General features: G+C 71.1%; 18 protein-coding genes. 14 read left to right on the top strand and 4 right to left on the bottom strand.

The window, feature by feature from the left end:
* Nucleotides 1–50: 50 nt before the first annotated feature.
* Nucleotides 51–1,139 (bottom strand): hypothetical protein, encoded by a 1,089-nt coding sequence (locus ACFC1F_RS20675; RefSeq protein ID WP_376160133.1) that lies wholly within the window; start codon nucleotides 1,137–1,139, stop codon nucleotides 51–53.
* 145 nt (nucleotides 1,140–1,284) lie between these two features.
* Between ACFC1F_RS20675 and metH the strand changes: the two genes are divergently transcribed.
* The 3 genes from metH (at nucleotide 1,285) to ACFC1F_RS20660 (ending at nucleotide 7,621) form a co-directional block, all read left to right on the top strand.
* The gene (gene metH / locus ACFC1F_RS20670; RefSeq protein WP_376160131.1) at nucleotides 1,285–4,791 is read left to right on the top strand and encodes a methionine synthase; all 3,507 of its coding nucleotides are present in this window, start codon (nucleotides 1,285–1,287) and stop codon (nucleotides 4,789–4,791) included.
* 160 nt (nucleotides 4,792–4,951) lie between these two features.
* Nucleotides 4,952–5,656, top strand: coding sequence for an HAD family phosphatase (locus tag ACFC1F_RS20665; protein WP_209415150.1), 705 nt, complete (start codon nucleotides 4,952–4,954; stop codon nucleotides 5,654–5,656).
* A 351-nt stretch (nucleotides 5,657–6,007) separates the two neighbouring features.
* On the top strand, nucleotides 6,008–7,621 hold the full coding sequence (locus ACFC1F_RS20660) for an ABC transporter substrate-binding protein (protein WP_209415151.1): 1,614 nt from the start codon (nucleotides 6,008–6,010) through the stop codon (nucleotides 7,619–7,621).
* A 136-nt stretch (nucleotides 7,622–7,757) separates the two neighbouring features.
* On the opposite strand, the gene ACFC1F_RS20655 is transcribed toward ACFC1F_RS20660, so the two are convergent.
* Together ACFC1F_RS20655 and ACFC1F_RS20650 are read right to left on the bottom strand one after the other, a co-directional pair.
* The gene (locus ACFC1F_RS20655) at nucleotides 7,758–8,429 is read right to left on the bottom strand and encodes a response regulator transcription factor (RefSeq protein ID WP_148647703.1); all 672 of its coding nucleotides are present in this window, start codon (nucleotides 8,427–8,429) and stop codon (nucleotides 7,758–7,760) included.
* A 43-nt stretch (nucleotides 8,430–8,472) separates the two neighbouring features.
* Nucleotides 8,473–9,354: a RecB family exonuclease gene (locus ACFC1F_RS20650; RefSeq protein WP_148647702.1), complete on the bottom strand. Its 882-nt coding sequence runs from the start codon at nucleotides 9,352–9,354 to the stop codon at nucleotides 8,473–8,475.
* 171 nt (nucleotides 9,355–9,525) lie between these two features.
* Between ACFC1F_RS20650 and ACFC1F_RS20645 the strand changes: the two genes are divergently transcribed.
* The 3 genes from ACFC1F_RS20645 to ACFC1F_RS20635 all read left to right on the top strand — a co-directional run bounded on the left by ACFC1F_RS20645 (nucleotide 9,526) and on the right by ACFC1F_RS20635 (nucleotide 12,546).
* A complete protein-coding gene (locus ACFC1F_RS20645) occupies nucleotides 9,526–10,740 on the top strand; it encodes a site-2 protease family protein (RefSeq protein WP_376160128.1) in 1,215 nt (404 codons plus the stop codon).
* A gap of 82 nt (nucleotides 10,741–10,822) precedes the next feature.
* Nucleotides 10,823–11,782, top strand: a complete 960-nt coding sequence (locus tag ACFC1F_RS20640; RefSeq protein WP_209415153.1) for a tRNA (adenine-N1)-methyltransferase — start codon at nucleotides 10,823–10,825, stop codon at nucleotides 11,780–11,782.
* 158 nt (nucleotides 11,783–11,940) lie between these two features.
* Complete coding sequence (locus ACFC1F_RS20635; RefSeq protein WP_376160126.1) at nucleotides 11,941–12,546, top strand: hypothetical protein; 606 nt, start codon at nucleotides 11,941–11,943, stop codon at nucleotides 12,544–12,546.
* Nucleotides 12,547–12,564: 18 nt separating this feature from the next.
* On the opposite strand, the gene ACFC1F_RS20630 is transcribed toward ACFC1F_RS20635, so the two are convergent.
* Entirely contained in the window at nucleotides 12,565–12,867 is a 303-nt protein-coding gene (locus tag ACFC1F_RS20630; RefSeq protein ID WP_148647697.1) for a ferredoxin, read from the bottom strand.
* Between the two features lie 284 nt (nucleotides 12,868–13,151).
* Here ACFC1F_RS20630 and arc point away from each other — a divergent pair, with 284 nt between their 5' ends.
* The 8 genes from arc to ACFC1F_RS20590 all read left to right on the top strand — a co-directional run bounded on the left by arc (nucleotide 13,152) and on the right by ACFC1F_RS20590 (nucleotide 22,999).
* Nucleotides 13,152–14,918, top strand: coding sequence for a proteasome ATPase (gene arc, locus ACFC1F_RS20625; RefSeq protein ID WP_376160124.1), 1,767 nt, complete (start codon nucleotides 13,152–13,154; stop codon nucleotides 14,916–14,918).
* A 229-nt stretch (nucleotides 14,919–15,147) separates the two neighbouring features.
* A complete protein-coding gene (dop, locus tag ACFC1F_RS20620) occupies nucleotides 15,148–16,659 on the top strand; it encodes a depupylase/deamidase Dop (RefSeq protein WP_209415156.1) in 1,512 nt (503 codons plus the stop codon).
* A 174-nt stretch (nucleotides 16,660–16,833) separates the two neighbouring features.
* On the top strand, nucleotides 16,834–17,052 hold the full coding sequence (locus ACFC1F_RS20615) for a ubiquitin-like protein Pup (RefSeq protein WP_209415157.1): 219 nt from the start codon (nucleotides 16,834–16,836) through the stop codon (nucleotides 17,050–17,052).
* Between the two features lie 160 nt (nucleotides 17,053–17,212).
* Entirely contained in the window at nucleotides 17,213–18,055 is an 843-nt protein-coding gene (gene prcB / locus ACFC1F_RS20610) for a proteasome subunit beta (protein WP_209415158.1), read from the top strand.
* Between the two features lie 31 nt (nucleotides 18,056–18,086).
* Complete coding sequence (prcA, locus tag ACFC1F_RS20605; RefSeq protein WP_376160121.1) at nucleotides 18,087–18,863, top strand: proteasome subunit alpha; 777 nt, start codon at nucleotides 18,087–18,089, stop codon at nucleotides 18,861–18,863.
* 125 nt (nucleotides 18,864–18,988) lie between these two features.
* A complete protein-coding gene (gene pafA, locus ACFC1F_RS20600) occupies nucleotides 18,989–20,350 on the top strand; it encodes a Pup--protein ligase (protein WP_148647692.1) in 1,362 nt (453 codons plus the stop codon).
* A gap of 128 nt (nucleotides 20,351–20,478) precedes the next feature.
* Nucleotides 20,479–21,465, top strand: coding sequence for an FKBP-type peptidyl-prolyl cis-trans isomerase (locus ACFC1F_RS20595; protein ID WP_209415159.1), 987 nt, complete (start codon nucleotides 20,479–20,481; stop codon nucleotides 21,463–21,465).
* A gap of 220 nt (nucleotides 21,466–21,685) precedes the next feature.
* Nucleotides 21,686–22,999: an FKBP-type peptidyl-prolyl cis-trans isomerase gene (locus tag ACFC1F_RS20590; RefSeq protein WP_376160119.1), complete on the top strand. Its 1,314-nt coding sequence runs from the start codon at nucleotides 21,686–21,688 to the stop codon at nucleotides 22,997–22,999.
* Nucleotides 23,000–23,104 lie beyond the last annotated feature (105 nt).

Below are 23,104 nucleotides of genomic sequence, written 5' to 3'. Positions count from 1 at the left end.
GCCCCGGCCGGGGCGGGCGTCCGCACGCGTGCGCACCGGCCCCGCGGGGCTCAGCGCACCCAGCCGCTGCGGTAGTCCGCCCAGTTCTGCTCGGTGGCGGCGAAGTCCACGTACAGCCCGACGCCGAAGTTCCGCCGGTGCAGGTCGTACCGGCCGAGTCCGAGCCGGATGCCCCGGATGCCGGCGTCGACCGTCTCGGCGTGGCCCCAGTGGCCCCACTTGTCCTCCCAGTAGAACGGCAGGCCCATCAGCAGGTCCACGTCCTCCGGGGTGGCCTCCAGCGCCAGCTCGGTCTGGTAGGCGTTGTAGCCGCCGTACAGCGACTCGGACGGCATGCTGGAGTCGTACGTCATGACCGCGATCTGGTCGACCCGGCGGGCGGTCTCGGCGAAGTAGGCCTGGTCCCACCACTTGCCGTGGCCGGTCAGCGCGATGCCGACGTCGTGCTGCCAGGGCAGCGGGTCGATCTGCGGGGCGGCCACCGACAGCTTCGTGCCGCGCCCGGCGGTCACCGGGCGCACCTGGTCGAGCAGGGCGAGCCAGCCCTTCGAGCCCGGGCGGATCGGTTCCATGTCGAAGTGCACCCCGTCGAAGCCGAGGTCGAGCACCTGGCGGGCGGAGGCGGTGACCCGGTCCCGGGTGGGTGCGTCCTCCAGGTCCAGGGCGTCCTTCTCCGGCTTGACCTCGTCGCCCAGCCAGCTCTGCACCCGGACGCCCGGCAGGACACGGTGCGCGGCCTCGGTGAACCAGCGGGCCCGGGGGTGGACGGACGGCGGCAGCGAGCCGTCGTGCTCCAGCGGGCCGGTGTGGACGTACAGGTCGCGCACGCCGGTGCCGGAGAGCCGCTCGGCGAGGTCGGCGAGGTCGGCGTCACCCTTCCGGCCGTCCACCCAGGCGTGGCCGAGCCAGACGGCGTCCTTGCCGCGGGTGCGGGCCTCGGGGGAGGGGTCGCCGGCGTACTGGAGCCGCAGCGCGAGCGCCGCCGCGCCGACCGGTGTCGCCAGCACGGCCGCCACGACGCCCAGCACGGCCAGGGACTTCCGCCATCTGGACCACCCCCGCCAGCGGGTCCGCAGCGCCCGCAGCGGCCTCCCCAGTTCCCCCGTGAACCGCCGTGCCCGTGCGCCGATCGTCGTCATGCAGTCGCTCTCCCCGTCGCGGCCGAACGCTCAGGATACGGAATGCACCACCGCCTCCCGCCGTGGGCCGGATACGCTGGCCAGGTGCGGCCCCGATCAAGCGGGGTTGCAAAGCCGACAGCCGTCGCACCCAGGGAGAAGCCCCATGGCCACTGCAGCCGATCCGTCCATCACCCAGCAGAGCCGCGCGAACGCGTTGCGTGAGGCGCTCGCCACCCGCGTGGTGGTCGCCGACGGGGCGATGGGCACCATGCTCCAGGCGCAGGACCCGACGCTGGAGGACTTCCAGAACCTGGAGGGCTGCAACGAGGTCCTCAACCTCACCCGGCCCGACATCGTCCGCTCCGTCCACGACGCGTACTTCGCGGTGGGCGTGGACTGCGTGGAGACCAACACCTTCGGCGCCAACTTCTCGGCGCTCGGCGAGTACGAGATCGCCGACCGCATCTTCGAGCTCTCCGAGGCCGGCGCCCGGATCGCCCGTGAGACGGCCGACGCCCACGCCGCCGACGGCCGGACCCGCTGGGTGCTCGGCTCGATCGGCCCCGGCACCAAGCTGCCCACCCTCGGCCACGCCCCGTACGAGGTGCTGCGCGACGGCTTCCGGCTGAACGCGGCCGGCCTGATCGCCGGCGGCGCGGACGCCCTGCTGGTGGAGACCAGCCAGGACCTGCTGCAGACCAAGGCGGCGATCCTGGGCAGCAAGCAGGCGCTCGCCGAGGCCGGCGTGGACCTGCCGGTGCTGGTCCAGGTGACCGTCGAGACCACCGGCACCATGCTGCTCGGCTCGGAGATCGGCGCCGCGCTCACCGCGCTGGAGCCGCTCGGCGTCGACTACATCGGCCTGAACTGCGCCACCGGCCCGGCCGAGATGAGCGAGCACCTGCGCTACCTGGCCAAGAACGCGCGGGTCGGCCTCTCCTGCATGCCGAACGCGGGCCTGCCGGTGCTCGGCAAGGACGGCGCGCACTACCCGCTCTCCCCGGCCGAGCTGGCCGACGCGCACGACGTCTTCACCCGCGAGTACGGCCTCTCCCTGGTCGGCGGCTGCTGCGGCACCACCCCCGAGCACCTGCGCCAGGTGGTCGAGCGGGTCCAGGGCCGCCCGGTCACCGCCCGCGAGCCGCGTCCGGAGCCGTCGGCCGCCTCGCTGTACCAGGCGGTGCCGTTCCGCCAGGACACCTCGTACCTGGCGATCGGCGAGCGCACCAACGCCAACGGCTCGAAGAAGTTCCGCGAGTCGATGCTGGCCGGCGACTGGCAGGCGTGCGTGGAGATCGCCCGCGAGCAGATCCGGGACGGCTCCCACCTGCTGGACCTCTGCGTGGACTACGTCGGCCGCGACGGCGTCGCCGACATGAAGGAGATCGCCGGCCGGCTGGCGACCGCCTCGACCCTGCCGATCGTGCTGGACTCCACCGAGCCGGACGTGCTGCGCGCCGGCCTGGAGTCGCTCGGCGGCCGCGCGGTGCTCAACTCGGTCAACTACGAGGACGGCGACGGCCCGGACACCCGGTTCGGCCGGATCGCCTCGCTGGCCCGGGAGCACGGCGCCGGCCTGATCGCGCTGACCATCGACGAGGAGGGCCAGGCCCGCACCGCCGAGACCAAGGTGGCCATCGCCGAGCGGCTGATCACCCAGCTCACCACCGAGTACGGCATCGACGAGGGCTCGATCCTGGTCGACTGCCTGGCCTTCACCCTGGGCACCGGCCAGGAGGAGTCCCGCCGGGACGGCATCGAGACCATCGAGGCGATCCGCGAGCTCAAGCGCCGCCACCCGGACGTGCAGACCACCCTCGGCCTGTCGAACATCTCCTTCGGCCTCAGCCCGGCCGCCCGGATGGTGATCAACTCGGTCTTCCTGAACGAGTGCGTCGAGGCGGGCCTGGACTCGGCGATCGTGCACGCCTCCAAGATCCTGCCGATGGCCCGGATCCCCGAGGACCAGCGCGAGGTCGCGCTCGACCTGGTCTACGACCGCCGCCGCGACGGCTACGACCCGCTGCAGAAGCTGCTCCAGCTGTTCGAGGGCGTCTCCTCGGCCTCGGTCAAGGCGTCCAAGGCGGAGGAGCTGGCCGCGCTGCCGCTGGAGGAGCGCCTCCAGCGCCGGATCATCGACGGCGAGCGGAACGGCCTGGAGGCCGACCTGGACGAGGCGCTGACCGGGCGCCCGGCGCTGGAGATCATCAACGACACGCTGCTCTCCGGCATGAAGGTGGTCGGCGAGCTGTTCGGCTCCGGCCAGATGCAGCTGCCGTTCGTGCTCCAGTCCGCCGAGGTGATGAAGAACGCGGTGGCCCACCTGGAGCCGCACATGGAGAAGTCCGACAGCGAGGGCAAGGGCACCATCGTGCTGGCCACCGTCAAGGGCGACGTCCACGACATCGGCAAGAACCTGGTCGACATCATCCTGTCCAACAACGGCTACAACGTGGTCAACCTGGGCATCAAGCAGCCGGTCTCGGCGATCCTGGACGCCGCGCAGGAGCACCGGGCGGACGTCATCGGGATGTCCGGCCTGCTGGTCAAGTCCACCGTGATCATGAAGGAGAACCTGGAGGAGCTGAACCAGCGCAAGCTGGCGGCCGACTACCCGGTGATCCTCGGTGGCGCCGCGCTCACCCGCGCCTACGTCGAGCAGGACCTGCACGAGATCTACGAGGGCGAGGTCCGCTACGCCCGGGACGCCTTCGAGGGCCTGCGGCTGATGGACGCGCTGATCGCGGTCAAGCGCGGTGTGCCCGGCGCCGCCCTGCCGGAGCTCAAGCAGCGCCGGCACGCCCGGGTCGAGGTCGAGGAGCCGGAGGAGGTCAACCTCGGCCAGATCCGCTCCGACGTGGCCGTCGACAACACCGTTCCCGCCCCGCCGTTCTGGGGCGACCGGATCGTCAAGGGCGTGCCGTTCGCCGACTACGCCTCCTGGCTGGACGAGGACGCGCTGTTCAAGGGCCAGTGGGGCCTCAAGGCGGCCCGCAGCGGTGACGGCCCCTCGTACGAGGAGCTGGTGGAGACCGAGGGCCGGCCGCGGCTGCGGATGTGGCTGGACCGGCTGCAGACCGAGGGCTGGCTGGAGGCGGCCGTGGTCTACGGCTACTACCCGGCCAACTCCAAGGGCGACGACCTGATCGTCTTCAACGAGGACGGCACCGAGCGGACCCGCTTCACCTTCCCGCGCCAGCGGCGCGGGCGCCGGCTCTGCCTGGCGGACTTCTTCCGCCCGGAGGAGTCGGGGGTCAAGGACGTGGTGGGCCTCCAGGTGGTCACCATGGGCAACCGGATCTCCGAGGCGGCCAACGAGCTGTTCGCCAACAACTCCTACCGCGACTACCTGGAGCTGCACGGCCTCTCGGTGCAGCTCGCCGAGGCGCTGGCGGAGTTCTGGCACGCCCGGGTCCGCTTCGAGCTGGGCTTCTCCGGCGAGGACCCGCAGGACGTCAAGGACATGTTCGCGCTGAAGTACCGGGGCGCCCGGTTCTCGCTCGGCTACGGGGCCTGCCCGGAGCTGGAGGACCGCGCCAAGATCGCCGAGCTGCTGCGGCCGGAGCGGATCGGCGTGGTGCTCTCCGAGGAGTTCCAGCTGCACCCCGAGCAGTCCACCGACGCGATCGTGATCCACCACCCGGAGGCCAAGTACTTCAACGCCCGGTAGTCCGTACGTCGCGTACCGTTCGCCCTTTTCGGGCGGTCGGGGCGTATCCTGGATCATCCTGAACGGGCCGGTCCGCTCACCAGCGGGCCGGCCCGTGCCATCCCCAGGGGCCGGGTAACCCGGTCGCGCCCCCCCGGGGCACCGACGGAAGGATCCCGCCATGACCACCATCTCCACCGCCACCCGCGTCCTCGACCACGGCGACGGCCGGGGCCTGCAGGCGGTGCTGCTGGACATGGACGGGACGCTGGTCGACACCGAGGACTTCTGGTGGCGGGCCGAGGCCTCGCTCTTCGCCGAGCTGGGCTACGAGCTCGACGAGAACGACCGCGCCCAGGTCGTCGGCGGCCCGATGAGCCGGGTGATCGACCACCTGCTCGCCAGCACCGGCGTGGACATCGCCCCGGCGGACCTCACCGTCCTGATCAACCAGCGCTTCGTGGACCTGCTGGCCGGTGGCGTCCCGCTCATGCCGGGCGCCGAGCGGCTCCTCAACACCCTTGCCGCGCACGGCGTTCCGGCCGCACTGGTGTCCGCCTCGCACCGGCACATCATCGACATCGTGCTGCAGTCGCTGGGCGCCCACCACTTCGCGTTCTCCGTCGCCGGCGACGAGGTGCCGCGCACCAAGCCGCACCCGGACCCGTACCTGGAGGCGGCGCGCAGGCTGGGTGCCGAGCCGGGGCGCTGCGTGGTGGTCGAGGACGCGCCGACCGGTGTGCGCTCGGCCGAGGCGGCGGGCTGCCCGGTGATCGCGGTGCCGACGGTGGCGGTGATCGAGCCGGCCCCCGGGCGACTGGTGCTGCCCTCGCTGGAGCAGGTGGATCTTGAACTGCTCCGCTCGCTCGTCGCCTCGCGAGTGTGATTGTCGTCTCATTGCGGACCGGCCCTACTGACCGGTAAGCGGGCACCGTCATCCGTTGCCGTCGGCGGTCCGGGGAGAAAACGGGCATTGCCTGACAACTCGTAGGATGGCCGCCTCCGCACCCGGATCTCGTGTCCCAACTGTCACCTGTACGGGTACCGGTGGTGCGTGTTCGATATGGCACGCTACTCCAGTTCGTTCCCCACCCCCGAGCCCTGCACCGCCGCTGACGGGCAACCCCGTCCTGCCCGCGGTCGCACGGCAACCGGCCCGCGCGCGCCACACACCCGGTAGGCGCACTCCTCCGCGGACCGGCCGGCCCCCGCCGGACCGCACAGAAGGACGCGACCCGTGAAGACTTCAGCTGGAAGACTGGCAGTGCTCGGCTGTGCCGGCCTCGTGACCGTCTCGGTGGCCGGCTGCGGGTCGGTCACCGACGCCGTCAAGGGCGACGGCGACAAGTCGATCACCATGGGTACCACCTCGGTCACCAACGTGCTGGACCCGGCCGGCGCCTACGACTCCGGCGCCTGGCTGGTGCTGCGCAACTCCTTCCAGTCGCTGCTGAGCTACCCGGCCGCCTCCAGCGCGCCCGGCCCGGACGCCGCGCAGTCCTGCGAGTTCTCCGGCAGCGACGCCATGCTCTACCACTGCACGCTGAAGTCCGGCCTGAAGTTCTCCAACGGCCACCCGCTCACCGCCGCCGACGTGGTCCACTCCATCGAGCGGACCAAGAAGATCAACGACCAGAACGGCCCGGCCGGCCTGCTGGAAACGATCAAGTCGGTCGAGGCCAAGGGCGACACCGAGGTGGTCTTCCACCTCTCCCAGCCCGACGCCACCCTCCCGGCCAAGCTGGCGACGCCGGCCGGCGCGATCGTCGACCACCAGGTGTTCCCGGCCGACAAGCTGCTCGAGAACGACAAGCTGGTCGGTTCCGGCCCGTACAAGATCGACTCGATCGCGACCATGGACGCCGAGGGCGGCGCCAAGGCCCCCGGCAAGATCGTGCTCTCGGCCAACGCCGCCTACACCGGCGACGCCAAGCTGCGGAACAAGAAGTTCACCGTGCGGTACTTCGACAAGGCCTCCGACCTGAAGGCCTCGCTCGACAAGGGCGACATCGACCTGACCGACAACAGCCTGGAGCCCAACACCGCGGCCCAGGTCCGGTCCGAGCAGCAGGGCGGCAAGACCGACCTCCAGGTCGTCGAGGGCGACAGCAACGACACCCGCAGCCTGGTCTTCAACACCAAGGACGCCACCGCCGGCAACGTCGCCGTCCGCCAGGCCGCGGCCCAGCTGGTCGACCGCAAGTCGCTCGCCCGCGACGTCTTCGCGCGCACCGTCCAGCCGCTGTACTCGATGGTCCCGGCCGGCGTGACCGGCCACGGCACGTCCTTCTTCGACAAGTACGGCGACCAGGACGCGGCCAAGGCCAAGTCCATCCTGACCGCGGCCAAGGTCCCCATGCCGGTCAAGCTGACCCTCACCTGGTCCCGCTCGCGGACCGAGAGCGCCGAGGCCGACATGCTGAAGAAGCAGCTGGAGGCCGGCGGGATCTTCCAGGTGACCGTCCAGCACGAGGCGGACTGGGAGGCCTTCAAGAAGGGCTGGACCGAGGGCAGGTACCAGGCGTACACCGTCGGCTGGTTCGCCGACTACCCGGACGCCGACAACTACATCGCCCCGCTGATCGTCGGCGGCGGCGCGTACCACCACGGCTGGGACGACGCCCGGATCAGCCAGAAGCTGGTGCCCGAGGGCCTCAAGCAGGCCGACCGCGGCGCCGCCTCCGCCACCTACAACCAGATCCAGAACATCGTGGCCGAGAACGTGCCGCTCATCCCGCTGTACCAGAACAAGTCCTTCTACGCCTCGAAGCCGTACATCGCCGGCGTCGAGGCGACCGTCGACACCACCGGTGTCTTCCGGTTCTGGGAGATCGGCCGGATCGGCAAGTAGCCGGCGGACGGCGTGCACGGGCCCGGGCGACCGGGCGACCCTCAGCACGGTGGCCCGTCCGCTCCCCCCAGGGTGCAGGGGGAGCGGACGGGCCACCGTCATGTCCGGCGCACGGCGCCCGCGGCGCCCGCCGCGGTCACAGCGTGCCGGGGCGCACCAGCCCGCTCTCGTACGCGTACACCGCCGCCTGCACCCGGTCACGCAGCTGGAGCTTGGTCAGCACGTGGCCCACGTGCGTCTTCACCGTGGTCTCGCTGACGAACAGCTCCGCCGCGATCTCCGCGTTCGACAGGCCGCGCGCCACCAGCTTCAGCACCTCGAGCTCGCGCTCGGTCAGCGCGTTCAGCGCCTGCGGCGGCGCCTCCTCGCCCGAGGGCAGCTTGGTGGCGTACATGTCCAGCAGCCGGCGGGTGATGCTCGGCGCCAGCATGGCCGCGCCGTCCGCGACCACCCGGATCGCCTGCACCAGCTCCTCGGCCGGGACGTCCTTCAGCAGGAAGCCGCTGGCACCCGCGCGCAGCGCCTCCACCACGTACTCGTCCAGGTCGAAGGTGGTCAGCACCAGCACCTTGGCCGGACCGTCGCGCCCCGGGCCGGCGATCCGGCGGGTCGCCTCCACACCGTCCATCCTGGGCATCCGGATGTCCATCAGCACCACGTCGGGCTGGAGCGCCCGCACCTGGTCCAGCGCCTGCTGGCCGTCGCCGGCCTCGCCGACCACCACCAGGTCGGACTCCGCCTCCAGGATCATCCGGAAACCGGTGCGCAGCAGCGGCTGGTCGTCGACCAGCAGCACTCGGATCGTCACCTAGGACTCCTCGTTCATCGGATCCCCCGTGGGATCGCCTTCGTCAGACGCCGTCTTCGACGGACGTGCGGGCCAGCGGCAGCGGGTACGGCGGGGGAGTGCCGCCGAACTCCGGGCAGCTGGCCTGGTGGTCGCACCAGTCGCAGAGCCGGTTGCGGGTGGCGGGGAACTCCCCGGTCGCCACCGCCTCGGTGATCCGCTCCCAGAGCGCCTGCAGCTTGCGCTCCACCGCCAGGAGATCCGTCTCGTCCGGGTCGTAGCTGACCACGTCCCCGCCCCCGCCGAGGTAGACCAGCTGGAGCCGCTTGGGGATCACGCCCTTCCACCGCCAGACCACCAGGGCGTAGAACTTCATCTGGAACATCGCCTTGCCCTCGAAGTCCCGCGAGGGCGCCCGGCCGGTCTTGTAGTCCACCAGCCGGACCTCACCGGTCGGCGCGACGTCCACCCGGTCGATGTAGCCGCGCAGCAGCAGCCCCGACTCCAGGGCCGTCTCCACGTACAGCTCCCGCTCCACCGGGTGCAGCCGGGTCGGGTCCTCCAGCCGGAACCACCGCTCGACCAGCTTCTCGGCGTCCGCCAGCCAGCGGGTCAGCGCCGCGCCGTCCGGATCCCCCGGGAACAGCGAGACCAGCTCCGGACGCTCGCCCAGCAGCCGCTCCCACTGCGGGCGCAGCAGGCCCAGCGCCCGCTCCGGCGTCCGCTCCGCCGCCGGGCTGTCGAACAGCCGCTCCAGCACGGCGTGCACCAGGGTGCCGCGGGTCGCCGCCGCGCTCGGCGGCTCCGGCAGCCGGTCGATCACCCGCAGCCGGTACAGCAGCGGGCAGGTCAGGAAGTCCCCCGCGCGGGACGGGGACAGGCCGGTCGGGGGCGCCGCCGGCCGGGCCGGGGCCGCGGGGGCACTGCTGGTGTCGGTCTGCTGCATACCCCGACCCTATTGCCCTGTGCTGTCATCCCGCTGCCACCGTGCTGCCAAGGGCCCTTTCCAGTGGGTATGAAGTCTGGGAGAGGGGCGCACGGCGCCCCACGGCCCCGATCACGTAGCGTGGGCGCACCGGCGCGCGCGCACGACGGGGAACCGACCGAAGGGATCACGGTGAGCGACAGCAGGGGTCCGCAGACCTCCGACCAGCCACCGCACGACGGCAGGACCCGGCCCGGACCGCCCGAGGAGCCGGAGCGCCGCAGCGGGATCCTGATGGGCCGCCCCTTCGGCGTGCCGGTCTACGTCACGCCCTCCTGGTTCGCCATCGCCGCCCTGATCACCTGGGTCTTCGGCGGCCAGCTCGACCGCGTCCTGCCCGGACTCGGCGCCACCCGCTACCTGGTCGCGTTCTCCTTCGCCGTCGCCTTCTACGGCTCCGTCCTCGTCCACGAACTCGCCCACACCGTCGTCGCGCTCCGTTACCGTCTCGGCGTGCGCCGGATCCAGCTCCAGTTCTTCGGCGGCGTCTCCGAGATCGAGAACGAGGCCGAGAGCCCCTGGCGCGAGTTCTGGCTCGCCTTCGTCGGGCCGCTGCTCTCACTGGTGCTCGGCGGCGCCTTCTACCTCGCCATGCAGGCCGTCGAACTCTCCAGCGTGCCCGGGGTGCTGCTCACCGGCCTGATGGTCTCCAACCTCGTGGTCGCCGCGTTCAACCTGCTGCCCGGCCTGCCGCTGGACGGCGGCCGGATGCTGCGCGCCGTCGTCTGGGCGGTCACCGGCCGGCCGATGACCGGCACCGTTGCCGCCGCCTGGGTGGGCCGCGGCCTGGCCGTGGCCGTCCTGATCGGCCTGCCCCTGGTCAGCTCCGCCCGCGGCGTCGAACGCACCACCACCGACACCATGATCGACGCCGTGCTGGCCGCCGTCCTCGCCGCGATCATCTGGACCGGCGCCGGCGGCAGCCTGCAGAACGCCCGGCTCAAGGAGGCCCTGCCCGGCCTGCGCCTGCGCGACCTCGCCCGGCGCGCCGTCGAGGTCACCGCCGACACCCCGCTCGGCGAGGCCATGCGCCGCGCCCGCGAGGCCGAGGCCGGCGCCGTCGTCGTCGTCGACGGCCGCGGCGAACCGATCGCCATCGTCCGCGAGTCCCAGGTGCGGGCCGTGCCCGAGCACCGCCGCCCCTGGATCGCCGTCGGCGCGCTGGCCCGCGACCTCGAACCGGGCCTGCGCCTGAGCGCCGACCTCACCGGCGAGGACCTGCTGCGCGCCGTCCGCTCCACCCCGGCCGGCGAGTACCTCGTCGTCGAGGCCGACGGCCGGGTGTACGGCGTCGCCGCGCTCACCGACATCGAACAGCGCCTCACCGCCGCCGTCGCCGGCCGCTGAGGGGGCCCGCCCCGCGGGCGCCGCCACCACCGCAACGATCACCTGGTAAGCCGGACGGCGCGCTTCCCTTAGGATTGTCCGCATGTCCGAACCGACCGGTGCCACCCGCCGACGCGGGCCCTTCCAGGTCGGGGACCAGGTCCAGCTGACCGACCCGAAGGGCCGCCACTACACGTTCACGCTCCAGGCCGGGAACCAGTTCCACACCCACAAGGGTGCGTTCCCCCACGACGAGCTGATCGGCGCCCCCGAGGGCACGGTCGTGCGCACCACGGGGAACGTCCCGTACCTCGCGCTGCGCCCCCTGCTCCCCGACTACGTCCTGTCCATGCCGCGTGGCGCGGCCGTGATCTACCCCAAGGACGCGGGGCAGATCCTGGCCATGGCCGACATCTTCGCCGGCGCCCGCGTGGTCGAGGCCGGCGTCGGCTCCGGCGCGCTCTCCACCTACCTGCTGCGCGCCGTCGGCGACACCGGCATGCTGGCCTCCTACGAGCGCCGGCAGGACTTCGCCGACATCGCCCAGGGCAACGTCGAGCGCTACTTCGGCGGGCCGCACCCCGCGTGGAAGCTCACCGTCGGCGACCTCCAGGACAACCTGGTCGAGACCGACGTCGACCGCGTCATCCTCGACATGCTCGCCCCCTGGGAGTGCCTGGACGTCGCCTCCAAGGCGCTCGTCCCCGGCGGCCTCATCTGCTGCTACGTGGCCACCACCACGCAGATGTCCAAGACCGTCGAGGCGCTGCGCGAGCACGGCACCTTCACCGAGCCGCAGGCCTGGGAGACCATGGTCCGCACCTGGCACCTGGAGGGCCTGGCCGTCCGCCCGGACCACCGGATGATCGGCCACACCGGCTTCCTGCTCACCTCCCGCCGCCTCGCCGACGGCGTCGAGCCGCCGCTGCGCCGCCGCCGCCCGGCCAAGGGCGCGTACGGCGAGGACTACGACAACGGCTCGCCCGAGCCGAGCCTGCAGGAGCGCGCCGCCGCCCGGGCCGCCGCCCGCGCCGCCGATCCGGAGCCGGCCGACCTCGGCTGACCCGTACGCCCGACAGGGGTGGTGCGCCGGGCTCCCCGCCCGCGCACCACCCCTTCGTGCTACCCCCGCACCCGGGCCACCCCGCGCCCGCCCCCGTGTGGGACGATGCACGCTCACACCGACCCACGCGCACACATTCCCGCTGGAGGGGACGCCTGGTGGAGACCGCGGTCAAGGCGACGGCAGAGCAGCAGACACCGCAGCCCGGCAGCGGGCCGGCACACGCCCGCCCGGCCCCCTGGCACTGGGCCCTCGCGACCGCCGGCTGCGCCGCCGTGGTCGCCAGCGCGCTCGCCGCCGCCCCGGCCACCGGCACCCCGAGGCCCGCCCGGGCCGCCGCCAAGGCCCTCCCGGCGGCCGCCGCCCCCGACCCGGCCCGGGCCGAACTCCCGCTGGACTGCGGGCCGTTCCCGGTGAAGATATCCGTCAGCTTCGCCGCCGACCTCGGCGACGGCCGGCCCGGCACCGTCGCCGCCGCCCACTGCGCGGCCGAGAACGGCACCCCGCCGGACGCCGTCTACCTGCTCGGCCCCGGCACCGGCGGGAAGCCCGTCGTGCTGGCCACCCTGCTCTCCGAGGGCGAGCACCTCACCGTCGGCCGGCTCGGCCTGCGCAGCGACGGCGTCATCACCGCCCACGCGCAGGGGTATTCCAGCGACGACGTGCCGCGGTTCAGCCCGGACATCTCACTGGACCTCACCTGGACGCGCAAGGGCGGCGGCTGGGACCGTTCCCAGACCACCGCCCCGCTCACCCGGACCTGACGGGTGCTCGCCCGCCGCCTACTCGGCGTCGGGCCCGTACACCTCGACCAGGTCGGAGACTCGGCGCACGTGGATGCAGTCGCCGGGGCACTCCTTGGCGGAGTCCACCACGTCCTGAAGAAGCGTCAGCGGCACCGGGGCCGTCTCGCCGGGCTGCTGGCGCAGCTCGTCGTCCTCGCCCTTCACGTAGGCCAGCCCGTCGATGTCGAGCTCGAAGACCTCGGGCGCGTACTGCACGCAGATGCCGTCGCCGGTGCACAGATCCTGGTCGATCCACACCTCCAGCGGTCCGCCGGCCTTCGCGTCTTCGGTCACCGACATGGTCCCCTGCCGTTTCTGTCCCGGGCTGCCCCTTATCTGAGGCAATCCCGCCATTCGTACAACGATCGGACCGGAAGTCTCGGTCGCGATCGGATATCGACTCGCTCGACGATACATCTGGTCCGCTTTGGGCGGTGCGCGGTGGGTATCCCCTTAGCAGAGGGGAAGCACGCGAGGGCGAAGATCGGACACGCCCGTTCCATCTTTCTTGATCTAGGGGTTTACGGACCCCTGGTCCCAGGTAGGGTCTGGAAGCGTCCAGCTCCCCGGAGGAGGTGAGGACCGTGGCAGCCCACGATGACGACTACAACCGCAGCACCGGCAGGCCCGCTCGTGGTTCCGACGAGGCCGCTCAGGTCTCGTACCTTGAGCAGGAAATCGCCGTGCTGCGCCGCAAGCTCGCCGACTCGCCGCGCAATTCGAGAATCCTCGAAGAGCGGATCGTCGAGCTCCAGACCAACCTGGCCGGCGTGACCGCCCAGAACGAACGGCTCGCCTCCACCCTGCGCGAGGCCCGCGACCAGATCGTGGCCCTCAAGGAGGAAGTGGACCGGCTGGCACAGCCCCCGGCCGGATTCGGCACCTTCCTCAGCCAGAACGAGGACGGCACCGCCGACATCTTCACCGGGGGGCGCAAGCTCCGCGTGAACGTCAGCCCCAACGTCGACCTCGACGAACTGCGGCGCGGCCAGGAGGTGATGCTCAACGAGGCCCTCAACATCGTGGACGCGATGGCCTTCGAGCGCATCGGCGACATCGTCACCCTCAAGGAGATCCTCGAGGACGGCGAGCGGGCCCTGGTCATCGGCCACACCGACGAGGAGCGGGTGGTGCGCCTCGCCGAACCGCTGCGCGAGATCACCATCCGGGCGGGGGACGCCCTCCTGCTGGAGCCCCGCTCCGGCTACGTCTACGAGGTCGTGCCGAAGTCCGAGGTCGAGGAGCTGGTCCTCGAAGAGGTCCCGGACATCGACTACCGCCAGATCGGCGGCCTCAGCAACCAGATCGAGCTGATCCGCGACGCGGTCGAGCTGCCCTACCTGCACGCCGACCTCTTCAAGGAGTACGAGCTGCGCCCGCCCAAGGGCGTGCTGCTCTACGGCCCGCCCGGCTGCGGCAAGACGCTCATCGCCAAGGCGGTGGCCAACTCGCTGGCCAAGAAGGTCGCCGAGGTGACCGGCCGGCCCCAGGGGAAGAGCTACTTCCTCAACATCAAGGGCCCCGAGCTGCTCAACAAGTACGTGGGCGAGACCGAGCGGCAGATCCGCCTGGTCTTCCAGCGGGCCCGGGAGAAGGCGAGCGAGGGCACGCCCGTCATCGTCTTCTTCGACGAGATGGAGTCGCTCTTCCGCACCCGTGGGTCCGGTGTCAGCTCGGACGTGGAGAACACCATCGTCCCGCAGCTGCTCGCCGAGATCGACGGCGTGGAGGGCCTGGAGAACGTCATCGTCATCGGCGCCTCGAACCGCGAGGACATGATCGACCCGGCGATCCTGCGGCCCGGCCGCCTGGACGTCAAGATCAAGATCGAGCGCCCGGACGCCGAGGCCGCGAAGGACATCTTCTCCAAGTACCTCAAGGGCACGCTGCCCTTCCACCCGGACGACCTCAAGGAGCACGACAGCTCCGTCGAGGCGACCGTGGAGGCGATGATCCAGTCGGTGGTGGAGCGGATGTACTCCGAGACCGAGGAGAACCGCTTCCTGGAGGTCACCTACGCCAACGGTGACAAGGAGGTCCTGTACTTCAAGGACTTCAACTCCGGCGCGATGATCCAGAACATCGTCGACCGTGCCAAGAAGATGGCCATCAAGGACTTCCTCGACCACGGCCAGCGCGGTCTGCGCGTCTCCCACCTGCTCGCCGCCTGCGTGGACGAGTTCAAGGAGAACGAGGACCTGCCCAACACGACCAACCCGGACGACTGGGCCCGGATCTCCGGCAAGAAGGGCGAGCGGATCGTCTTCATCCGCACGCTGGTCACCGGAAAGCAGGGCGCCGAGTCCGGCCGCTCGATCGACACTGTCGCCAACACCGGGCAGTACCTGTAACCGTTCGACCCCGGGCCGGCAACCGCGGTCCCCGGAGCAGCACGCACCCCGTCCGGCTGTGGCGCCTCGCGGCCCCGCAGCCGGACGGCGCGTCTCGGGGCCCGCCCGTCGGTGCCGCGTTCTAGGCTCGACCCACCGTGCGCGGGCACATCGCCGGCGCCGGTGTTGTTCAGCGGTACGTCAGCGTGTTCCGCCCGTGGGGGGCGGCGCACCGGGCAAGGAGGGCCGCATGACCGTACGGCGCGTGATGGGCATCGAGACCGAGTACGGGATCTCCGTGCCCGGGCACCCCAACGCCAACGCCATGCTCACCTCGTCCCAGATCGTCAACGCGTACGCGGCGGCGATGCACCGGGCACGGCGGGCCCGCTGGGACTTCGAGGAGGAGAACCCGCTGCGCGACGCCCGGGGCTTCGACCTCGCGCGCGACGTCGCGGACGCCAGCCAGCTCACCGACGAGGACATCGGCCTCGCCAACATCATCCTCACCAACGGCGCGCGGTTCTACGTCGACCACGCGCACCCCGAGTACAGCTCGCCCGAGGTGACCAACCCGCGCGACGCCGTGCTCTGGGACAAGGCCGGCGAGCGGATCATGGCGGCCGCCGCGAGGCGCGCCCTGGAACTGCCCAACGGGCAGACCATCCACCTCTACAAGAACAACACCGACAACAAGGGCGCCTCCTACGGCACCCACGAGAACTACCTGATGAAACGGGCGACACCGTTCGCCGACATCGTCCGCCACCTCACCCCGTTCTTCGTCTCCCGCCAGGTGGTCACCGGCGCCGGCCGGGTCGGCATCGGCCAGGACGGCTCCGCCAACGGCTTCCAGATCAGCCAGCGGGCCGACTACTTCGAGGTGGAGGTCGGCCTGGAGACCACCCTCAAGCGGCCGATCATCAACACCCGGGACGAACCGCACGCGGACGCCGAGAAGTACCGCCGGCTCCACGTGATCATCGGTGACGCCAACCTCTCCGAGATCTCCACCTACCTCAAGCTGGGCACCACCTCGCTGGTCCTGGCGATGATCGAGGACTCCTTCATCGCCTCCGACCTCGCCGTCGACCAGCCGGTGCGCACCCTGCACCGGGTCTCCCACGACCCCACGCTGAAGCACCTCGTCACGCTGCGCAACGGGCGCAAGCTGACCGCGGTCCAGCTCCAGCTGGAGTACTTCGAGCTGGCCCGCAAGTACGTCGAGGACCGCTTCGGCAACGACGCGGACGAGCAGACCGTGGACGTGCTGGCCCGCTGGGAGGACGTGCTGGGCCGGCTGGAGCGCGACCCGATGTCGCTCTCCAAGCAGCTGGACTGGGTCGCCAAGCGGGAGATCCTGGAGGGCTACCGCAGTCGCGACGCCCTGGAGTGGGACAACTCCCGGCTGCACCTGGTCGACCTCCAGTACAGCGACGTACGGCCCGAGAAGGGCCTCTACAACCGTCTGGTGGCCCGCGGCCGGTTCGAGCGGCTGCTCACCGAGGAGGAGGTCGAGCGGGCCGTCTCCAAGCCCCCGGAGGACACCAGGGCCTACTTCCGCGGGCGCTGCCTGGAGCAGTACGCGGAGCACGTCGCCGCGGCCTCCTGGGACTCGGTGATCTTCGACCTGCCGGGCCGCGACTCGCTGCAGCGGGTCCCCACGCTGGAGCCGCTGCGGGGCACCCGCAACCACGTCAAGGAGCTGCTGGACCGCTGCCGGACGGCCGAGGACCTGCTCCGCGTCCTGTCCGGCGGGTAACTTTTTGATCACCATGGGTGAACGTCCGCCGAATGGGAATCATCCGGGGTGACAGCGGGTGTCGGACGGGAAGCGTCACCGGCAAACCGGGAGCGGTAGTCGCCCCTTGTGTATAGGGTCGGTGCAGCAAGCAACGACCAAACCGTGCCAGACGAATCGAGCGGGGTGAGGGAAATGGCGAGCAAGGACACCGGCGGCGGCCAGCAGCGGGCGAACCGCTCCTCCGAGGAGGTCGAGGAGCAGGTCGCGGAAGCGCAGAATTCCGAGGAGCTCAAGGAGCGCCAGGAAAAGCTGAGCGACGACGTCGACGCGGTTCTCGACGAAATCGACGAAGTGCTCGAGTCCAATGCCGAGGATTTCGTGCGGCAATTCGTGCAGAAGGGCGGCCAGTAACACCGCCCGGGCATTCAGGGAATTCACGGTCTCGGCCGCCGAGGGCGGGCGGACGGCAACGGCCGTCCGTCCGTTCCGGTCCGGCCCTCCACGCGTGGACGGTGATCGTCGGCGGGTAGGGTGCCGGGCAGCGCGCTTCAAGCTACCTGGAAGGAATCGTGTGGAAGCCAACACTCGTGGCACCGGGCGTCTACCGGCTGCCTTCCTGACCCCGGGATCCTCGTCGTTCCTCGACTTCCTGGCGGAGCACCAGCCGGAGCTGATCCCGGGCCGCCGCAGCCTCCCGGAGGGAGCGGTGGTCGAGGCCCCGCACGGGACGACGATCGTCTCCGCGGTGTTCGACGGCGGCGTGGTCATCGCCGGTGACCGCCGCGCCACCATGGGCAACGTGATCGCCCAGCGCGACATCGAGAAGGTCTTCCCGGCCGACGAGTACAGCGCGGTCGGCATCGCCGGCACCGCCGGCCTCGCGGTCGAGATGGTCCGGCTGTTCCAGCTGGAGCTGGAGCACTACGAGAAGATCGAGGGCACCGTGCTCTCCCTGGAGGGCAAGGCCAACCGCCTCACCACCATGATCCGGGGCAACCTCGGCATGGCGATGCAGGGCCTCGCCGTCGTCCCGCTCTTCGCCGGCTACGACCTCGACCTCGGCCGCGGCCGGATCTTCACCTACGACGTCACCGGCGGCCGCTCCGAGGAGCGCGGGTTCGCCGCCACCGGCTCGGGCTCGGTCTTCGCCCGCGGCTCGATGAAGAAGCTCTACCGCGCGGACCTGACGGCCCAGCAGGCGTCCACCCTGGTCGTCCAGGCCCTCTACGACGCGGCCGACGACGACTCCGCCACCGGCGGTCCGGACCTCGCCCGCAAGATCTTCCCGATCGTCTCGCTGATCACGGAGGACGGCTTCCGCCGGCTCACCGAGGCCGAGGTGTCCGAGATCGCCGTCTCGATCACCGACGAGCGCCTCATCCACCCCAACGGCCCGCAGGCCCCGCTGCTCTAGCCAACACCTACCAAGGAAGGGACGGCCGCCGGTGTCGACACCGTTCTACGTCTCGCCCCAGCAGGCCATGGCGGACCGCGCGGAGTACGCCCGCAAGGGCATCGCGCGCGGTCGCAGCGTGGTCGTGCTCACCTACGCCGACGGCATCGTCTTCGTCGCCGAGAACACCTCCCGGGCGCTCCACAAGGTCTCCGAGATCTACGACAAGATCGCCTTCGCGGCGGTCGGCCGCTACAACGAGTTCGAGAACCTGCGCATCGGCGGCGTCCGCTACGCCGACCTGCGCGGCTACTCCTACGACCGGGCCGACGTCACCGCCCGCGGCCTCGCCAACGTCTACGCCCAGACGCTCGGCACGATCTTCTCCTCGGTCGGCGACAAGCCGTACGAGGTGGAGCTGATCGTGGCCGAGGTCGGCCGCACCACGGACGAGGACCAGATCTACCGCCTCACCCCGGACGGCTCGGTCGTCGACGAGAAGAACTACGTGGTGGTCGGCGGCAACGCCGACTCGATCGGCAACTACCTGGGCCAGCGCCACCGCAGCGGGCTCTCGCTCACCGAGGCGGTCAAGGTCGCCGTGGACTCCCTCGCCCGGGACCCGAACGGCGGCAGCCCGCGCGCCCTCACCCCCGAACAGCTGGAGGTGGCGGTCCTCGACCGCCAGCGCTTCCAGCAGCGCAAGTTCAAGCGGATCCTGGGCGGCCAGCTCGCCCGGCTGCTCGACGGCGACGTGTCCGCGGAGTCGGACGACGAGGAGAAGCCGGCGGCCACCGCGCCGCCGGAGCAGTCGGAGCAGTCCGACTAGCAGTGCCAAGGAGTCCCGTACGGCGGCCGTCCGCCGTCGTCGTGCGGGACTCCGTGCCCCTGCGGCGGCCCGTACGGCGCCGCGGAGGCGGTTTCGGACAGCTCCCATCAGAGAATGGATGCCGCATGGACCGCCGAATCTTCGGGCTGGAGAACGAGTACGGCGTCACCTGCACGTTCCGGGGACAGCGACGGCTGTCGCCGGACGAGGTGGCCCGCTACCTCTTCCGCCGCGTTGTCTCCTGGGGGCGCAGCAGCAACGTGTTCCTGCGCAACGGTGCCCGCCTCTACCTCGACGTCGGCTCCCACCCCGAGTACGCCACCCCCGAGTGCGACGAGGTCACCGAGCTGGTGACCCACGACAAGGCGGGCGAGCGCATCCTCGAAGGGCTCCTGGTGGACGCCGAGCGCCGGCTGCACGAGGAGGGCATCGCGGGGGACGTCTACCTCTTCAAGAACAACACCGACTCGGCCGGCAACTCCTACGGCTGCCACGAGAACTACCTGGTGGCCCGGCACGGCGAGTTCTCCCGGCTGGCGGACGTCCTGATCCCCTTCCTGGTCACCCGCCAGCTGATCTGCGGCGCCGGCAAGGTGCTGCAGACCCCGCGCGGCGCGGTGTACTGCGTCAGCCAGCGGGCCGAGCACATCTGGGAGGGCGTCAGCTCGGCGACCACCCGCTCCCGCCCGATCATCAACACCCGCGACGAGCCGCACGCCGACGCCGAGCGCTACCGCAGGCTGCACGTCATCGTCGGCGACTCCAACATGTCGGAGACCACCACCCTGCTCAAGGTCGGCGCGACCGACCTGGTGCTCCGGCTCATCGAGGCCGGCGTGGTGATGCGCGACCTCACCCTGGAGAACCCGATCCGGGCGATCCGCGAGGTCAGCCACGACCTCACCGGCACCCACCAGGTCCGGCTCGCCAACGGCCGGGAGGCCAGCGCGCTGGACATCCAGGAGGAGTACTACACCAAGGCGCTGGAGTTCGCCGACCGCAAGGGCATCAACACCGGCACCATCGCCCGGGTCCTCGACCTCTGGGGCCGCACCCTGGAGGCGGTCCGCACCGAGCGGCTCGACGGGGTGGCCACCGAGATCGACTGGATCATGAAGTACAAGCTCATCGAGCGCTACCGCGAGAAGCACCAGATGAGCATGTCCAACCCGCGGGTCGCCCAGATCGACCTCGCGTACCACGACATCCACCGCCGGCGCGGCCTGTTCTACCTGCTCCAGGCCAAGAACCAGGCCCAGCGGGTGACCACCGACCTCAAGACCTTCGAGGCCAAGTCGATCCCGCCGCAGACCACCCGGGCCCGGCTGCGCGGGGACTTCATCCGCCGGGCGCAGGAGCAGCGCCGGGACTTCACGGTGGACTGGGTGCACCTGAAGCTGAACGACCAGGCGCAGCGGACGGTCCTGTGCAAGGACCCGTTCCGCTCCGTCGACGAGAGGGTGGAGAAGCTGATCGCGGGGATGTGAGCGGAGCGGTCCCGGTGTGATCTTCGCGGTGTCCGGCCCCGGTGGTGTCTACCGGGGCCGGACACCGTCGGGGCATACGCTGTCCGTCGAGTCCGGAGAGCCGACTTTGACCGACAGTTAGGAACGCCGTGCGCCGCACCGCCGGTTTGCTTCTCACCCTGCCCCTGCTGCTGGCGGTCGCCTGCAGCAGCTCCACCAAGGCGACCAGCCCGGCGACGCCCACGACGCCCAGTGCGGCGCCCACCGTGCCGGCACCGGTGAGCGAGGCCGCGCCGATGCCGACCCTGTCGGGCGGCGGGTTCGGGAGCAAGGCCACCATCACCATCCCCGATGGTGCGCCCAGCGGCCAGTTCGTGGTCAACACCGTGAGCGAGGGGGACCGCTCCACGGTGAACAAGGGCGACTGGGTGACGGTGAACTACACCGCCAAGGACTGGACCACCGGCAAGGACCTGCCCAGCTCCTACGACGCGGGCGGCAAGCCGCAGCTCTACCAGGCGGGCAGCGGGCAGCTGGTGCCCGCCTTCGACCAGAGCGTGATCGGCAAGAAGGTCGGCAGCCGGCTGCTGGTGGTGGCCCCGCCGGCCGCCGCGTTCGGCAGCCAGGGCAACACCGAGCTCGGCGTGGGCCCCGGGGACACCGTCGTGTTCGTGCTGGACATCATGGAGAGCCTGCCGCCCGACTCCACCCTCTCCGGTGCCATGACGCAGCCGCCGGCGACGCTGCCGCAGGTCAAGGACAACGGCAAGGCCGCTCCGACGATCACGATCCCGCCCGGGCAGGCCCCGCCCGCCGACCTCCAGCAGGCCGTGCTGATCAAGGGCGAGGGCAAGCAGGTCAAGGCCGGGCAGACCCTCGTCGTGCAGTACACCGGGGTGCTCTGGAGCAACGGCCAGCAGTTCGACTCGTCCTGGAGCCACGGCGGCGCGCAGGCGCTCCAGATCGGCACCGGAAGCGTGATCGAGGGCTGGGACAAGGGCCTGGTCGGCCAGACCGTCGGCAGCCGGGTGGAACTGGTGGTCCCGCCCGCCCTCGGTTACAAGGAGCAGGGGAAGGACGCCGTCCCGCCGAACGCGACCCTGGTCTTCGTGATCGACATCCTCGAGGCGGTCTAGATCCCCGAGGCGGGCTGGGAAGAGTGCGGTGGGATTCCGTACGCTTGGGCGGGCGCTCGCACAAGGAAGCGTCCGCCCTCATCCTGACCTGTCATACTGCCCTCGCACTGTGGTAGGCGCCTCCGGCGTCCGGGTTCCGGGCGGCAGTGCGACAGCACCCCGGCGCCGAACACGCCGGCCGTAGACCTCGAAGACCTCGTGGCGAGATGGATGGGGAGTCATGTCTGAGAAAGCGTCGAGCCCGGGCGGAGCCGGCACCGCGAACGGAAACTCCACCGGTGACCCGGCCGACTCGCGGCCCGGTGGCCCGCTGCCCGGCGACGGCGAGTCGATCGTCGTACCGCCGTCGATCCTGAAGCAGCAGGCGGGCTGGGCCCAGCCCGGCACCGCCGCGCCGCGGACGGGCGGGACGAAGACCGACGAGGCCCCGCAGATCTTCGCGTCCAACGTGCGCCGCCAGGACACCTCGGAGGCCGGGTACGCCGAGAACCCGCCCGGCGTCGGCAAGCTCGGTGTGATCCTCGGCACCGTGCTCGCGGTGCTGCTGGTCGGCAGCGGCATCACGTTGTACGTCGTGAACAGGGACGGCGGGTCCAAGAGCGACACCGCCGCCAAGCCGGACGCCGGCAAGAGCGCGCCGGCCACGCCGAGCGCCGAGCCGGTGCCGCCGATCAAGGACAGCGCCAAGGTGCTGCCGACGATCACCGGCGAGTTCGGCAAGAAGGCCGGCATCGAGGTGCCCGGCGAGCAGTCCGACGGCTCCTTCGTCGTCAAGGTCCTCTCCGAGGGCACCGGCGCCAAGGTCGAGAAGAACTCCTGGACCTCGGTCGACTACACGGCCAAGGACTGGACCACCGGCAAGGACATCCCCAGCTCGTACGACGAGAAGGGCAAGCCGCAGATCTTCCAGGCCGGCACCGACGCCCTGATCCCGGCCCTCGACCAGGCCGTCGTCGGCAAGAAGGCCGGCAGCCGCGTCCTGGTGGTGGCCCCGCCGGCCGCCGCGTTCGGCGCCCAGGGCAACCCGAGCATGTCGATCGGCGCCAAGGACAACCTGGTGTTCGTCATCGACATCCGCAACAGCAACGCGCCCGACGCCGTGGTCAGCGGCACCGTGACCCCGCCGCCCGCGGACTTCCCGCAGGTGAAGGACAACGGCAAGAAGCCGGCCGACATCACCCCGGTCGCCGGCGCCGCCGACCCGACCGAGCTCAAGACGCACGTCCTGATCAAGGGCACCGGCCCCAAGGTGGAGAAGGGCGAGAAGGTCGTCGTCCAGTACACCGGCGCGCTGTTCAAGGACGGCAAGGTCTTCGACTCCTCGCTCAGCAAGGGCCAGGCGTTCTCCTTCCCGGTGGGCGGCGGCCAGGTCATCGCCGGCTGGGACCAGGGCCTGGAGGGCCAGACCGTCGGCAGCCGCGTCGAGCTGGTCATCCCCGCCTCGCTCGGCTACGGGGACAAGGGCCAGGGCGACATCCCGGCCAACGCCACCCTGGTCTTCGTCGTGGACATTCTGGACGCCGGTCAGGGCTGATCCACTTTCGGGTGACAATGGTGTGCGTGTGACCTTCGGGCCGGGCCGCGTGGCCTGAGCCCGGACGGGCGGCGGGCGCCCGTACCGTGGTCCGGGAACGGACCG

The sequence above is a fragment of the Kitasatospora sp. NPDC056181 genome (assembly GCF_042266225.1).
In the GTDB taxonomy this organism is placed as follows: domain Bacteria; phylum Actinomycetota; class Actinomycetes; order Streptomycetales; family Streptomycetaceae; genus Kitasatospora.
The sequence above is the reverse complement of the archived record's forward strand: the minus strand, read 5'-3'. Positions and strand labels throughout refer to the sequence as shown.